Source organism: Spirulina sp. CCNP1310 (genome assembly GCF_034932185.1).
Lineage (GTDB): Bacteria > Cyanobacteriota > Cyanobacteriia > Cyanobacteriales > Spirulinaceae > Spirulina.
The window spans coordinates 1-14,532 of sequence record NZ_JAYGHW010000102.1 but is presented as its reverse complement, the minus strand read 5'-3'; the positions used below and the strand labels follow the sequence as shown (position 1 = coordinate 14,532).

The window sequence follows — 14,532 nt, the reverse complement described above, 5'->3', positions numbered from 1 at the left end:
GATAGAGCAGTGAGGAGAGAGAGGAATCAAGCTTTTCTCTCTGCTCACTGCTCACTCCTTCCAGATCAGATCTTGACACAATCCCCCCTCGCTCACGATAATGATAGTTTGTGAAAACTGTCGTATATCAAAAGACCATTGGCTAACGTTATCGTTATTGGTGCCCAGTGGGGGGACGAAGGCAAAGGCAAAATTACAGATCTTCTGAGTCGATCAGCAGATGTGGTAGTCCGCTATCAAGGTGGGGTCAATGCCGGACATACGGTGGTCGTGAAAGACCAAACCTTCAAGCTGCACCTGATCCCGTCGGGGATTTTATACCCAAATACGAAATGTATCATTGGCTCCGGAACCGTCATTGATCCCAAAGTCTTGATCGGTGAAATCGATCAATTGGCAGAACTGGGGGTTTCCACCGAGCAACTGTACATTTCCCAAACTGCCCACGTGACGATGCCCTATCATCGTCTGATTGATCAAGCCTCCGAAGAACAGCGGGGCGAGCATAAAATCGGCACGACCAAGCGGGGCATTGGCCCCACCTACGCGGATAAATCCGAGCGTATCGGCATCCGCATGGTGGATTTAATCGACCCGGATGGATTGCGATCGCAAGTGACTTGGGCCGTGAAGCACAAAAACGCGGTGCTGGAAAAGTTGTATAACCGGCCGCCCCTCGATCCTGCCGCCGTCGTGGAGGAATATCTCGCCTATGCCGATCGCCTCCGTCCCCATGTGATCGACAGTTCTCTCGAAATCGACAAAGCGGTGCGCGATCGCGCCAATATCCTCTTTGAGGGCGCTCAAGGGACGCTCCTCGACTTGGATCATGGCACTTACCCCTATGTCACCTCCTCCAACCCCATTTCCGGGGGGGCCTGTGTGGGGGCCGGGGTCGGGCCGACGATTATCGATCGCGTCATTGGTGTGGCCAAAGCCTATACAACCCGCGTCGGTGAGGGGCCTTTCCCCACAGAATTAGAGGATGAAATTGGCACAATCCTAGGCGATGTGGGAGCAGAATTTGGCACAACGACGGGCCGGCCCCGACGCTGTGGTTGGTTTGATGCTGTCATTGGTCGTTATGCGGTGCGGATCAATGGTTTGGACTGCTTGGCGATTACCAAGTTGGATGTCCTGGATAGTTTGCCCGAAATTAAGGTCTGTGTGGCCTACGATATTGACGGCGAAGTCTGCAACCACCTCCCCAGCAATGCCCGCCAGTTTGCCAAGTGCAAACCCATCTATAAAACCCTCCCCGGTTGGCAACAGTCCACGGCGGACTGTCGCAGTTTGGCAGATTTACCCCCCACTGCCTTGAGTTACCTCAAGTTTTTGGCGGAGTTGATGGAAGTGCCGATTGCGATCGTCTCCCTCGGCCCCAGTCGGGATCAGACAATCATCGTCGAAGACCCGATCCACGGGCCAAAACGCGCCCTGTTGGATGCGCCGCAAATTTCCCCTTAACCCTTTTATTCTTTACTACCCTTAAACCTAATCATGTCTCTCACCATCGCTTGTCAAACCCGCCCCGAAGGCAGTAAACCCCGCGCCCTACGCCGCGAGGGTTTAATCCCCGCCAACCTCTATGGCCACCAAGGCGCAGAATCCGTTTTGCTCGTGGTCAATGCCAAAGATGCTGATACGCTGATGCGGAAAACAGCGGTTAATAAAACCGTGATTGATGTCACCATTCCCGAAATCAACTGGCAAGGGCCGGTAGTGGTGCGGGAAGCCCAAACCCATCCCTGGAAAGGGACGATCTATCACCTGAGTTTTTTTGTGGTGGATCAGGCCAGTTAGATTGCTCCGGAGGGATCCCCCCTTTTAAAGGGGGGGGATGGATTTCCCCCTTGGAAAAGATGGCTCGTAGTGCAGGTTTCAACCTGCATCCCCCGCAAAGCTAGGAATAGCCAGCGCGATCATGTCACAATCAAGCAAGAATTAATAGGAGATTAACCCATGGCTCATAAGAAAGGTACAGGGAGTACAAGAAACGGGCGCGATTCTAACGCCAAACGCTTAGGTGTCAAACTCTACGGTGGCCAACGGGCTAAAGCCGGTAGCATTATCATCCGCCAACGGGGTACGAAAGTGCATCCTGGTGAAAATGTGGGTGTGGGCAGAGATGATACGCTGTTTGCCTTGGTGGAAGGGATTGTTACGTTTGAACGGCGGGGGAAATCTCGCAAGAAAGTCAGCGTTTATCCTGTCGCCTAGGGAACCCGCCAATTTTGTTCAGGTCTTAAGGGGCAGCCTTCGGGTTGTCCCTTTTTGCAGTTTTGTGGACTGAAGTCTGCACGATAGCAGTAGTCAGTATTGTTGGGATGTTTCAGAAACTTGAAACCCTCTCCGGGTGGGCGTTGCCCACCCCACGCGATGTCCTAACGCCGTTCGCTACTGCTATAAGAATTGGGATTTTGATCCCCCAAAATCCTCAAAGCCGCAAGCTATCATGGAAAAATACTGTCGGATTTTTGCGACCTACGCAAACCCTCACCCCAAACCCCTCTGTTCGGGAGGGCGATTGGCTCTGAATTTTTACAATCCCGCGACCGATGATCATTTCTATGGCTCAGACTTTGCGTAAAATTACCTCCCATGTTTTTGCCCTACTGTTGGGGGGAATCTTAGCGTTTACAACCCTGCGGGTGGCGGCTTCTAATGCTGACCCGGTTCCAGAGGCTATGACCTCCCCCGCTGCCTCGACGGAAACGCTGCTGGCCCAGGATGCTCGCCCCACAACCCAGCGCAATTTTGTCTCAGCGGCGATCCAGCGCACGGGCCCGGCGGTGGTGCGTATTGATATTGCTCGGACGGTGGAAAACCAGTTACCGCCGATGATGCAAGACCCCTTTTTTCGGGATTTCTTTGGGGATCAATTCTTTCAACAAATGCCCCAGGAAAGGCGGGTAGAGGGGCAAGGCTCCGGCTTTATCATTGACCGAGCGGGGATGATTCTCACCAATGCCCATGTGGTGAGTGGGGCGGAAGAGGTGACGGTGACGCTCCAGGATGGCCGGCAGTTTGATGCTTCGGTGTTGGGGACGGATACGGTGACGGATTTGGCGGTGGTGAAGATTAGCGATCGCGCCGCTGATCTCCCCGTTGCCCCCTTGGGTAATTCCGATGCTTTGCAAGTGGGGGATTGGGCGATCGCCGTCGGTAGTCCTGGCGGCTTAAATAACACGGTGACGTTAGGAATTATCAGCACTCTAGACCGTCCCTCCTCCCAAGTGGGCATCCCCGATAAACGCCTCAACTTCCTGCAAACCGATGCCGCCATCAACCCCGGCAACTCCGGCGGCCCCCTCCTCAATGACCGGGGGGAAGTAATTGGCATTAATACCGCGATCCGTGCCAACGCCATGGGCATTGGCTTCGCCATCCCCATCAATAAGGCCAAGGAATTAAAAGACATCCTCGCCGCCGGTCAAGAAGTCCCCCATCCCTACGTGGGGATTGAAATGCGGGATATTACCGCTGACCAAGCCCGCCGCAGCAATGCCGACCCCAATTCCTCCTTTACAATCCCAGAAGTAGACGGCGTGTTTATTTGGCGGATTCTCCCCGATACCCCGGCCGCAGAAGCAGGGCTACGCCGAGGCGATGTGATTACGGAAATTGACGGCAAGCGCGTCACCAGTGGCACGGATATTCAAAACATCGTCGAACAAAGCGGCGTGAATGGCCGGCTCCGGTTCACCATCCGGCGAGGCAATCAAACCCTAAACATCAACGTCCGCACCGCTCAATTGCAAAATCAACGGTAACGAGAAGAGAGGATAGAGGAGAGAGAAAAGAGGCTCCTCACTCCTCACTTCTCACTTCTCACTCCTCACTTCTCACTTCCACCATGCTCCTAACCCTCCTTGCTCATCTCCACGAAACAACCCCCTGGATTGACCTCACCACTCCCCCCACAGTCACCGCTGTTTTCGGGGGAATTGGACTCGCCTTTGGCTTTGGGGCAATTCATGGCCTTTCACCCGGCCATGGTAAAACCCTGGTGAGTGCCTATTTAATTGGTACGAAGGGAACAGCATCCCAGGCAGTGCTGTTGGGGGTGATGACGACGATCGCCCATACCTTAACGGTGTTTGCCTTGGGGGCGATCGCCCTCTTTGCGGCCCAATTCCTTGATCCGGAGCAGTTTTATCCGATGATGGGGGCGGCCAGTGGGGCGATCGTTTGTTGGGTGGGGATTAATCTCTTACGTCGTCAGCAGGGGGATCACTGCCATCATGATCATGATCATCACCACCACCATACCCCAGCGGATTTGGGGGGATTGGTGAAGTTGAGTATTGCCGGGGGTTTAACCCCTTGCCCTTCGGCTTTGGTGATGTTGATGAGTGCGATCGCCCTCCATCAGATGACCTATGGCCTCCTGTTAGTGGGCAGTTTTAGCCTCGGTTTAGCTGCCGTCCTCATTACCCTCGGCCTCATTGCCGTCTATGCCCGGCAATGGTTAGAGCAACTGCCCCAATTTGCCCAACGCTCTCGGCAACTTTCCGTTGCCGGTGGCATTATGGTGATTACCCTTGGCCTCGGCCTAGTTTGGGCCTCTAGCACGACCATTTTGTAGATTTTTCTCCTTTACTAATCATGATCAAATCCTTCTGTCTTGCAATTCTTTGCTGCTTCACGCTCCTCGGTTTTGCCACCCCAGCCCTAGCCCACAGCTTGCAAACCAATTTCCACCTCCGGGACAATATCCTTGAACTACAAGCCAGCTTTAGCAATGGCGAAGCCTTTGCCAATGCCCCCGTCATTATTTATCCCCCCAGTGATACCAACCTCGCCCCCATTGAAACCCAAACCGATGCCCAAGGCCTGATTCAGTTTGAGCCGGACTATAGCGTTGCAGGCGATTGGGGTGTGGAAATTGGTGAGGAAAACCATTGGGACTTTTTGACGATTCCGGTGGGTGAGCAGGGGATTAATCTTGACACCATCAGCCAACACCATCCCGAAACCCCCCACCGCCACCACTACATGGCCCAGCAAATTGTCGTGTTTTTGTTGGTGTTGGGTTTAGCCTTCGTGAGTCCGATCTTCAATCGCCGCCTCTTTCAATAGCAGGCGATTGTCGGGCCCAATATCCGGGCCCAATATCCTCAGGGCGCAAAATTTTTCGCCCTTTCCCTCAACAAAGCCCATGGATTTCTCCCCTGGGAGGGATTAAAGCCCCTTGGGGATTGCGCTAGGGTGGAGCCACTGCCCACTTGCGAATTCTCCAATGAACCCCACACTTTTCACCCACACCGCCTATTCCCTAGATCACGATCGCTTTCAAACCCTGCTCACCGAGACGGAAAATTTGCTGATCATTCAAGACCTGGACGGGGTTTGCATGGAATTGGTGCAAAATCCCCTCGATCGCCACATTGACCCCGATTATGTCCGGGCGGTTCAAGCCTTTGATGGCCATTTTTACGTTCTCACCAATGGGGAGCATATTGGCCCTAGGGGGGTGAATGGCATTGTGGAAAAGGCTTTCCGTGATCCTGGTGAGGTGAAAAAGCAGGGCCACTATCTCCCTGGTTTGGCGGCGGGGGGTGTGCAGTGGCAAGACCATTATGGCAACGTCAGCCATCCGGGGGTGAGTGAGGCGGAATTGAATTTTTTGCAATGGGTAATTGTCGAAATGGGGCAACAGTTGCGGCAAATTTTGCCTCATTTGGGCATGACCGGCGTTGAATCTCTCATTGAGGCAATTTTGCTCGATAACGTCGCTTCCCCCACAATTAACCTCAATCGCGCCTATAAGCCTTTGGGCGATCGCTTCTCTGAATTGCAAAAAGCTATTCATGAACTGATGGCGGCTCTACTTAAAACCGCTGAAGATCAGGGTTTAGCCGATGCCTTTTTTGTTCACTACGCCCCCAATTTGGGCCCAGATCCCAACGGCAAAGACATCTTGCGGCCGGCAACTTTTGGCGATTCCGGGACAACGGATTTTCAATTCATGATCCGAGGCGGGGTTAAAGAGGCGGGGGTGGTGGCTCTGTTGAATCGCTACTATTATCAACGCACCGGCATTTATCCCCTTGGCCCTGATTTTAATGTGCGCCAAGCTCCCCCCACCTTAATCGAACTTCAGCAGTTAATTTTAGATCACTTCGATTTAGCCCAAATGCCCCTGATTATTGGCGTGGGGGATACCGTGACGAGCCAAGTAAGGGCCGACGGCATTCAGCGGGGAGGGAGCGATCGCCACTTCCTTCAACTAATCCACAACCTGGCCACCGCCACCGACCAGCCCCACCTCACCGTTTATGTGGATAGTTCCCAGGGGGAACTAAAAAACCGCAAGCCTCTGAAGTTGGCGATGCTTAACGGCAATATCCGGGTGGTGGAAGGCCCCGGCGACCCCGATGATCCCAGCGATCCCCTTTGGATTAATCTGGCTTTTCCCGGCGGTTATCAGGAGTACACCGCCTGCATCAAGGCCGCAGCCCAAGGGCGATTACTTGGGACGGGGAAAGGTTAAGCCGGGGGAGGCTTCCTGTTCCGCCACATCGCGGGGGACTTTTAAGCCGATGGTTTCTGTGGCGATCGCCCCCTCCAGGGTCATGTTGAACAGATTCGCCGCCGTGAAGTCTGCCCCCTGAAGGTTGGCTTGGTCGAAATTGGTATCTTGCAGGTTTGCGCCGCCTAAATCCGCTGCTCGAAAATCGCTATAGGTGCAGTTGGTTCCCCGCAGATCTGCCCCCCGCAGATCCGCTTCTGCTAACGTTGCGCCGATGAGTTGCAACGCAATCATCGAAGTTTCCCGCAATATTGCTTGATTCAGGTTTGCACCGCTTAAATCACTGCCATTGAGGATAGAGCCATACCAATAGCTGGTTTCCCCATTGATCCCCCGCAAGTTGGCTTGGTGAAGCGTTGCCGTTTCAATTTTGGCCCGGCGTAAATCTACATCTTCCCAATTTACCCCGGTAAAATCGCCAAAATTAAGATGGGCTTGGCGTAAATCTGACCCCTGCCAATTACTGTAACTCGCCTTAATTTGCCCTAAACCGGCATTGCGCCAATCGGTATTTTCTAAATTGGCCCGCGTTAAGGTGGCCCCGGTTAAGGTGCTATCGCGGCCGTTCACGCCCATGAGATTGGCATGGGTTAAATTGGCGGTATCGGCGATCGCCCCCACCCAATCCCCAAATTCAAAATTTCCCCGCGTCAAGTTTGCCCCCTGCAAATCCCCTTGGCGCAAACTTGCCCCCGCCAAATTCACCCCAACCCCTTGGATCAGGGCTAAATTGGCATTAGTCAATTGCGCCCCCGGCAATTGGGCCCGCAACAGTTGCACCCCCACCCAATTAGAGCCTTCCCCTTGGAGGTTTTCCCCCAATACGCCGGTTAAATTCGCCCCCGCTAAATTGGCATCGGTGAGATTCGCGCCGCTTAACTGGGTGGCAACGCCCCGCAAGGCTAGAGCTTCTTGGGTGAGCAACGTGTAAACTCTGAGCAATTCTTGAGGGGTGATCGCTGTGCCTTCTGCTTCTAGCCAAGCCGCCAGATTGCCCCGTTCATCTTCAGCAATTGCGGCTAAAAATTCCTCAGGTTCCAGGGGGCGGCGAATCGACCGGACTAAATCCTGCTCATCAATTTCATCGAGATTCACGCCATCAATGATCAGGGGTAAATTGCGACTCTCCGCCGTTGCCAAGGGTTGCAGTTGCGCCCCGCGCAGATCTGCGCCTTGCAGATTGGCATTGGCTAAATTAGCCCCCCGTAAATCCGCTTCTGCTAAATTAGCATGGGCTAAATCCGCCCCCCGCAAGTCCGCTTGCCGCAGATCGCAACGGAAGCAATCCCCCGTAGCGATCAGTTGCGCGAGATCATCGGGGGCATTCGCCAGGACAGGGGAGGAGAGCCAACAGGCGGCCCCTAGGGTTAAGCACAGGCCAGTAACGAGAGATTTTGAGGACATAGCATTAACCCTAAGGGGACTAACTGCGGAGGGTGACGTTAAATTGAGTAACGAGGGCATCCCGGATACTTTGGTGGATGGGTTCCACGTCGGTATCGGTGAGGGTGCGATCGCCCGCTCGGTAGGCAAGGCTAAAAGCCAAACTGCGCTGCCCCGTTGGGACATTCTGACCCCGATACTCATCAAAGAGTTCAACGCCGCTTAACAATTTTTTACCCGCTTGGGTCATGGTGGCGGTTAATGCCGCCACGGAAATCTCCGTCGGGGCAAAGAAAGCTAGATCCCGCTCCACCGCCGGATAGGGGGAGAAGTTGCGAAAATCAGCGGTTCCTTGGGCGGCGATCGCCCCTAACAAGACATCGGCTTGCAGTTGAAACAGATAAACCGCTTCAGGCAGATCGCGATCGCGCCGCAATTGGGGATGAATTTGGCCAAAAATCCCCAAGGGCTGATCTCCCAAACTCAGAGCCGCCGTCCGCCCAGGATGAAGACGGCGATCGCCATCGGTGGGTTCATAGCCTACGGTTAAACCGAGGGATGTAAATACCGCTTCTAGCTTGCCCTTGGCTTCATACCAGGTTAGCGGTTTCCCTTTGCCCCCCGTTGTCCAGCGGCCAGCGGGGTGAGAATCGCCCCCCATAATGCCGGCGATCGCATCCGCTTCTTGCAATTTCTCCCCTTCTTTAAAGAAAATTCGCCCCCATTCAAACCCATTTAACGCCCCATTCCCCTGGGCTTGGTTATACTCAAAGGCATCCAGTAAACCCGTGATCAATTCATCTCGCAAGGCAGAATATTCACTGAGCAAAGGGTTAGTTAAACTAATCTGGGCCTGCTCCGGTTTCACTAAGGAATAATGCACCAATTCCGTTAACCCCACCGCTCGGAAGAGGGTGCGAATCCGTTGGCGGGTTTGGGTCGCAAAGGGAACGATGCCCGGTTGGGTTTTGTGGGGGAGGGTATCGCAAAAATGGTCATAGCCGTAGAGCCGCGCCACCTCTTCGATCAGATCAATTTCCCGCTCTAGATCCCGATGGCGGTAGGGGGGAATCGTGACGCTCCACACATCGGGGGCCGTGGTTGTGAGTTGGCAACCTAGGGAGGTGAGGATGCGCTCTACATCAGCGGCAGTAATTTCCCCAGTTTTGACGGGGCCTAAAATCTGCTGAAGGCGGCTTAACCGGAGGGTGAGGGAGCGTTCTAAATTAGCGGGGCGATGGTCTTGGCTACTTTGGGCAGTAATTTCCCCCCCGGCTAATTCGAGAATGAGGGCGATCGCCCGGTGCATAGCCTGGTCTAATTCCGCCGGATTCACCCCCCGTTCATAGCGGGTGGAGGCTTCGGTGCGTAAACCCTGAGCGCGGGCAGAGCGACGAATGGCCACGGGTTCAAACAATGCTGCCTCTAGCATGAGCTTCACCGTACCACTGTGAACTTCCGTAGCTTCTCCCCCCATCACCCCAGCGAGGGCGACGGGGTGATCATTGGCGGTAATTAACAGATTTTGGGCAGCTAAGGCGCGTTCCTGGCCATCCAGGGTTTTTAGCGTTTCCCCCGGTTGGGCGAGGCGTACATCAATGGCCAGGGAGGAGGAGCCGGTCACGGCTTGGAGGCGATCGCCATCAAAGGCATGGAGGGGTTGCCCCCATTCCAGCAAAATATAGTTGGTGATATCGACAACATTATTAATCGGCCGTACCCCAGCAGCCTGGAGGCGGAATTGCAGCCAATCAGGGGAGGGGGCAATTTTCACCCCTTCAATGGCTGTGCCAAAATACACCGGGCAGGCTTCCCCATCAGCAAGCTTCACCGTCAAAGCGGGGGAACTGGGGGAAGCTTGGGGGGGAATTTCCGGCAGGGTGACAACTTGATCCGTCAACGCCGCCACTTCCCGCGCAATCCCCACCATACTCAAAGCATCGGCCCGGTTTGCCGTCGAAGTAACATCCAACACCACATCATCCAACCCCAACAGGGGCCGCACATCCTGGCCCGGCGTAAACTCCCCCGTGAAAATATGAATTCCCTCCGATTCCTTCGCCAGTCCCAATTCCGCCAAGGAGCAGATCATCCCCTCGGACTTAACCCCCCGCAGTTTGGTTTTTTTCAGTTTTAAATCAATAGCTGGTAGATAGGTTTTCGGTAGGGCAACGGGAACATAGATCCCCGCCTGCACATTACTGGCCCCACAAACAATCGTCGCCGGTTCCCCCTGGCCCACATCCACGGTGCAGACGCTGAGTTTTGTGGCATCGGGGTGGGGTTCTTTGGTTTGGACATAGCCCACCACAACGCCATCGGCCCAGGTGCGGCGGTCTTCCATGCCTTCTACTTCAAACCCGGCAATGGTGAGGGTTTGGGCAAGTTCTGCCGGGGGCAGTGTCAGGGGAACAAATGTCTGTAACCAATTGAGGGAAACCAGCATAACAGCTATCTAGATTGAAAAAAAAGACCCGGTTATTCATCCTACCGCACCCCAGGCGGTAGAGCCGCCCCCAGGCGATGCCATAGCAGAGCTATGGCACAAGCCCTAATTCCCTATCCCCCTCACAACGGCAACTGTGGGGCAATTTCATTTTTTAAGCTAGTACCCGTGTTGCCCGTTAGGAGCCAGAGGAGGGCGCGGCCGCCGTCGAGGAGGCTCTTGGTGAGGTTTTCTTCGGCAATGCCGCCATCGGCGATCGCCAAGGGCTTAATCACAATTCCCCGACTGCCAAACACCACTTCCCCAATGATCCGCGCCCGTTGCATATGGTTTTCTGAGGTGATTAGGTAGACGCTCTCAATGCCTGCCGCTTCCAAATCATCGACGAGGGTTGTGAAGTTGGTGATCGTGTCTTGGGCTTCGTAGTTGAGATGGAGGCGATCGCCCTCCACCCCCGCATCGGCAAAAACTTCCTTCACATAGGCCTCCGGACTGCCGGAAGAAACCCACACCTCTAACTCAGGGTTTTCTTGGGCAAGCTCCGCCGCATAAATTTCCCGCGCCTCTAACCCCCCCAACACAAAAACGGCTTGGGGTTCAGCCAGACGCACTTGCAATTGCTTGTAGGCCAAGAACATCGCTCCACAGAGCAACGGCAGCCATAGCAAAGAAACACGGCGTTTAGGCGGATGCGTCTTCACCCCGGAACGACGCTGATGGGTTAATTTCAAAACCATGGAGTTTTAAAGCCGGAAATGCAGCAATGATGATCGAGGGAAACCCTGAATGGCTATCAGTTTAGCCTGTTGGCCCCAAAGCTTGTAAAGCCTGAGGAGAGATTCTGTCCTCAGGGATGGCGGGGAGGGGCGATCGCCCCCCTGGCTACGGAAGATCATAAAATGTTTATGAAATTAGCAGATTTTGGTTAAATCTAGGGGATTATTGAGAACAATTCCTATTTATGGAGTCGCTATGCTTTCCCAAAATATGATCGATCAACTTAACCATCAAATTAATTTGGAGATTTACTCTTCCCATCTCTATCTCCAAATGAGTTCTTGGTGTGTTCATAAGGCCTTAGATGGCTGCGCCCTCTTTCTCAATCAGCACGCCGATGAAGAAATGATGCATATGCGGCGTTTGTTAAATTATCTTCATGAGACTGGCTCTTTGGCTGTTTTGGGGCCGGTAGATGCGCCACCGACACAGTTTCATTCAGTGACGGAACTCTTTGAAAAGATCTATGCCCATGAACAAGTGATCACCCAAAAAATCAATCATTTAGTCCATATTGCTAACACCGAGCCGGATTACTCGACTTTGCAGTTTCTCCAATGGTATGTAGCCGAGCAGCACCAAGAGGAATTTTTGTTTAAGAGTGTGCTGGACAAAATTAAGCTGATTGGCACTGATGGCCAAGGGATGTTTTTTATTGATGAAGAGGTGAAGAAGTTGGCGACCACAAAGGCGGCGAAAGTTGCATCGGAGGCGATGCCCACGCCGGGAGAGTAGTCACTGAAGTTTAGCGAACGGGACTGGCCGGATTTGAACCGGCGACCTAGCGCTTAGGAGGCGCTTGCTCTATCCTACTGAGCCACAGCCCCAAGTTTGGCCAATTTTCCCCGCTATCTTAGCCCAGACTTTGCCCAAATCGCTAGGGGAATGTCTCCGAGAGCGGCCTCAGTCCTTTGGGATCTGTCTTTTGGGGGTAAGGAGGGCCGCTCGCTGCCGATGGCAGGAGGACGATCTATCTTAGAGCCAATCTGAGTTAAGAATAAATCTTAGAAAAATCTAAAGAGATTCTAAGATTTGTTCTGATTCAAAATCGACGGGCTATAATAAGAGCTATCTATGATAGTCTTTTTGTCCTTGCAGCCGCAAGACCCACCCCTAGGGCCATGGTTTCTAAAGCAGTGGTATCAGATATTCGCGATCGCCTCAAAACCCGTGGGCTACGGATTACGCCCCAACGGTTTGCGGTCTATGGCAACTTGCTCGATCGCACCGATCATCCTACCGTAGACCAAATCCTCGAAGCGATTAATGAGGAGTTGCCCATTGCTTCCAAAGCCAGCGTTTACACGGCGTTGACGGTGTTGCGGGAGGTGGGGCTAGTGCGGGAGGTGCTTTTAGATGAGGGGGTGACGCGCTACGATGCCAATGTGCAGCCCCATCACCATTTTGTCTGTGAAACCTGCGGGGCGATTGTGGATCTGCCTTGGGATTTGTTGGGCGATCGCCTCGACCTGAGCAAAATTCCCCCCGCTTTGGATGTGACGAGCTATGAACTCACGGTGCGGGGCCATTGTGGCGGTTGCGATACCAGCGAATTGCTGGGCTAAATAGTACAAAGAGTCTAAAATGATCCTAGGCTAAGAGCATTACTCTACTTGGCCTCGGTTTTCCACTGATCAATTTTCTAGGGGATAATGACCTAGCGATCCCCCGTTGTGAACCATGCCCTATGAACCCCTCCATCATAAATACCGCCCCCAAACCTTTGGGGAATTGGTGGGGCAGGGGGCGATCGCCCAGACGTTAACCCATGCCCTGGAGAGCGATCGCATTGCGCCGGCCTATCTTTTCACCGGCCCAAGGGGAACGGGGAAAACCTCCTCAGCGCGGATTTTGGCGAAATCCCTCAATTGTTTAACGGCAGGTAAACCCACCGCCACCCCCTGCGGCCATTGCCAAACCTGTACAGAAATCACCCGTGGCATTGCCATGGATATTATTGAAATTGATGCGGCCAGTAATACCGGCGTGGATAATATCCGCGAAATTATTGAACGGGCGCAATTTGCCCCCGTGCAATGTCGTTACAAAGTGTATGCGATCGACGAATGCCATATGCTCAGTGTGGCGGCGTTTAATGCGCTGTTGAAAACTTTAGAAGAACCGCCGCCGCGTGTTGTTTTTATCCTCGCCACAACCGACCCTCAACGGGTTTTAAATACGATTATTTCCCGCTGTCAACGGTTTGATTTTCGGCGGATTCCCCTGGATGCGATGGTGGGGCATTTGGGGGAAATTGCCAAAATAGAAGGGATTGCGATCGCCCCCGATGCCCTCACTTTAGTGGCGCAAATTGCCAACGGCGGGCTACGGGATGCAGAAAGCTTATTGGATCAACTGAGCCTCAATGATGGGGAAATTCGCAGCGAAAACGTTTGGGATTTGGTGGGGGCCGTTCCTGAAAAAGATTTGCTCGCATTGATGCAGGCGATCCGCAGTGGTGATCCTGAAGCAATTATCTCCCAATGTCGCCATCTGTTGGATCGCGGTCGCGAACCCCTAATCCTGTTGCAAAACCTGACCACGTTCTACCTCAACCTCCTAATCGCCAAAACCGCCCCCCAACGTAGCGATCTAATCGCCGTCACCGCCCCCACCTGGGAAGCCCTCAAAGCCGAAGCCCAATATTGGCAAACCGCCACAATCCTTCAAAGTCAGCAGGCCCTCAAAACCAGCGAAATCCAGATCAAACAATCCACCCAGCCCCGCCTTTGGTTAGAGGTCGCCCTCCTAGGGCTACTCCCCACCGCCCTCACCCCCACCCTTCCCCAAACTCCTCAACCTCAACCCGCACCATTCAGATCTGAACCCCCCGCACCCCGCACCCCGCCCCAAACTGTTACTGTCCCCCAACCCCCCAAACCCAATCCTCAGACCCTCAGTGTTTCCCAAGTTCGTCAAGTTCCTAAAGTTCATCTCAATACATCTCTCTCTAACTCCCCACTCCCCACTTCCCTCTCACCTGATTCTAATGCCATTGTTCAACAGCGGCTTCAAAGCACTTGGCAACAGGCACTCGATAAGATTCCATCCCCTCAGGACGTAACGGTGCGTCAACAATGCACCTTGAGCGATGGTGATATAGATGAAGGGTGGATTCGCATTGAGACACCACCTGGCACCCCAGCAATGATAAAAAAAGTGATTGATGAAGCCATTGTTTCGGCATTTCAAGACTTATTAAAATCAAATGAACCGATTACTGTGTACTTCGTAGTCCCGGAAGCCCAAACTTCCACACGATTACAGCCCCAACTTGCTCCGCAACCCCTCCCTGTCCGGCGGCCATCCTCCACCCCCCAAACACCCCCCCCACCGAAACCACCACCGAAAACCCCCCAAACACCCCCCCAACCCAAAACCCCTCCCCACT

At 53.7% G+C, this 14,532-nt stretch carries 13 protein-coding genes and 1 tRNA gene; 10 read left to right on the top strand and 4 right to left on the bottom strand.

Going from position 1 to position 14,532, the window contains the following annotated elements; genetic code table 11:
- Positions 1–138: 138 nt before the first annotated feature.
- The 7 genes from VB712_RS19520 to stpA all read left to right on the top strand — a co-directional run bounded on the left by VB712_RS19520 (position 139) and on the right by stpA (position 6,496).
- Entirely contained in the window at positions 139–1,467 is a 1,329-nt protein-coding gene (locus tag VB712_RS19520; RefSeq protein WP_323257853.1) for an adenylosuccinate synthase, read from the top strand.
- A 33-nt stretch (positions 1,468–1,500) separates the two neighbouring features.
- Complete coding sequence (gene rplY / locus VB712_RS19515) at positions 1,501–1,803, top strand: 50S ribosomal protein L25 (RefSeq protein WP_323257851.1); 303 nt, start codon at positions 1,501–1,503, stop codon at positions 1,801–1,803.
- Positions 1,804–1,962: 159 nt separating this feature from the next.
- Complete coding sequence (gene rpmA / locus VB712_RS19510; protein WP_323257849.1) at positions 1,963–2,220, top strand: 50S ribosomal protein L27; 258 nt, start codon at positions 1,963–1,965, stop codon at positions 2,218–2,220.
- A gap of 350 nt (positions 2,221–2,570) precedes the next feature.
- Entirely contained in the window at positions 2,571–3,773 is a 1,203-nt protein-coding gene (locus tag VB712_RS19505; RefSeq protein WP_323257847.1) for an HhoA/HhoB/HtrA family serine endopeptidase, read from the top strand.
- Positions 3,774–3,856: 83 nt separating this feature from the next.
- Positions 3,857–4,588 carry a nickel/cobalt transporter gene (locus tag VB712_RS19500; RefSeq protein WP_323257845.1) on the top strand — a complete coding sequence of 244 codons (732 nt, stop codon included), beginning with the start codon at positions 3,857–3,859 and terminating at the stop codon, positions 4,586–4,588.
- A gap of 20 nt (positions 4,589–4,608) precedes the next feature.
- A complete protein-coding gene (locus VB712_RS19495) occupies positions 4,609–5,082 on the top strand; it encodes a hypothetical protein (RefSeq protein ID WP_323257842.1) in 474 nt (157 codons plus the stop codon).
- 160 nt (positions 5,083–5,242) lie between these two features.
- A complete protein-coding gene (gene stpA / locus VB712_RS19490; protein ID WP_323257840.1) occupies positions 5,243–6,496 on the top strand; it encodes a glucosylglycerol 3-phosphatase in 1,254 nt (417 codons plus the stop codon).
- Here stpA and VB712_RS19485 read toward each other — a convergent pair.
- The 3 genes from VB712_RS19485 to VB712_RS19475 form a co-directional block, all read right to left on the bottom strand.
- Positions 6,473–7,939 carry a pentapeptide repeat-containing protein gene (locus VB712_RS19485; protein ID WP_323257838.1) on the bottom strand — a complete coding sequence of 489 codons (1,467 nt, stop codon included), beginning with the start codon at positions 7,937–7,939 and terminating at the stop codon, positions 6,473–6,475. The genes stpA and VB712_RS19485 overlap by 24 nt on opposite strands.
- Positions 7,940–7,958: 19 nt before the next feature.
- Positions 7,959–10,364 carry a phenylalanine--tRNA ligase subunit beta gene (gene pheT, locus VB712_RS19480; protein WP_323257836.1) on the bottom strand — a complete coding sequence of 802 codons (2,406 nt, stop codon included), beginning with the start codon at positions 10,362–10,364 and terminating at the stop codon, positions 7,959–7,961.
- A 122-nt stretch (positions 10,365–10,486) separates the two neighbouring features.
- Complete coding sequence (locus VB712_RS19475; RefSeq protein WP_323257834.1) at positions 10,487–11,101, bottom strand: YdcF family protein; 615 nt, start codon at positions 11,099–11,101, stop codon at positions 10,487–10,489.
- 235 nt (positions 11,102–11,336) lie between these two features.
- Between VB712_RS19475 and ftnA the strand changes: the two genes are divergently transcribed.
- Positions 11,337–11,876 (top strand): non-heme ferritin, encoded by a 540-nt coding sequence (ftnA, locus tag VB712_RS19470; RefSeq protein ID WP_323257832.1) that lies wholly within the window; start codon positions 11,337–11,339, stop codon positions 11,874–11,876.
- 18 nt (positions 11,877–11,894) lie between these two features.
- On the opposite strand, the gene VB712_RS19465 is transcribed toward ftnA, so the two are convergent.
- A tRNA-Arg gene (locus VB712_RS19465) sits at positions 11,895–11,968 on the bottom strand.
- 294 nt (positions 11,969–12,262) lie between these two features.
- Here VB712_RS19465 and VB712_RS19460 point away from each other — a divergent pair.
- Both VB712_RS19460 and VB712_RS19455 read left to right on the top strand, forming a co-directional pair.
- Positions 12,263–12,706 (top strand): Fur family transcriptional regulator, encoded by a 444-nt coding sequence (locus VB712_RS19460; protein WP_323257830.1) that lies wholly within the window; start codon positions 12,263–12,265, stop codon positions 12,704–12,706.
- A gap of 115 nt (positions 12,707–12,821) precedes the next feature.
- On the top strand, positions 12,822–14,532 hold a 1,711-nt coding region (locus VB712_RS19455; protein ID WP_323257828.1), incomplete at its 3' end, for a DNA polymerase III subunit gamma/tau.

What these genes read in the sequence shown, in the direction of transcription:
- rplY (WP_323257851.1), top strand. Translation starts at nt 1,501, where the DNA reads ATGTCTCTCACCATCGCTTGTCAAACCCGCCCCGAAGGCAGTAAACCC.
- rpmA (WP_323257849.1), top strand. Translation starts at nt 1,963, where the DNA reads ATGGCTCATAAGAAAGGTACAGGGAGTACAAGAAACGGGCGCGATTCT.
- VB712_RS19505 (WP_323257847.1), top strand. Translation starts at nt 2,571, where the DNA reads ATGGCTCAGACTTTGCGTAAAATTACCTCCCATGTTTTTGCCCTACTG.
- VB712_RS19500 (WP_323257845.1), top strand. Translation starts at nt 3,857, where the DNA reads ATGCTCCTAACCCTCCTTGCTCATCTCCACGAAACAACCCCCTGGATT.
- VB712_RS19495 (WP_323257842.1), top strand. Translation starts at nt 4,609, where the DNA reads ATGATCAAATCCTTCTGTCTTGCAATTCTTTGCTGCTTCACGCTCCTC.
- stpA (WP_323257840.1), top strand. Translation starts at nt 5,243, where the DNA reads ATGAACCCCACACTTTTCACCCACACCGCCTATTCCCTAGATCACGAT.
- VB712_RS19485 (WP_323257838.1), bottom strand. Translation starts at nt 7,939, where the DNA reads ATGTCCTCAAAATCTCTCGTTACTGGCCTGTGCTTAACCCTAGGGGCC.
- pheT (WP_323257836.1), bottom strand. Translation starts at nt 10,364, where the DNA reads ATGCTGGTTTCCCTCAATTGGTTACAGACATTTGTTCCCCTGACACTG.
- VB712_RS19475 (WP_323257834.1), bottom strand. Translation starts at nt 11,101, where the DNA reads ATGGTTTTGAAATTAACCCATCAGCGTCGTTCCGGGGTGAAGACGCAT.
- ftnA (WP_323257832.1), top strand. Translation starts at nt 11,337, where the DNA reads ATGCTTTCCCAAAATATGATCGATCAACTTAACCATCAAATTAATTTG.
- VB712_RS19460 (WP_323257830.1), top strand. Translation starts at nt 12,263, where the DNA reads ATGGTTTCTAAAGCAGTGGTATCAGATATTCGCGATCGCCTCAAAACC.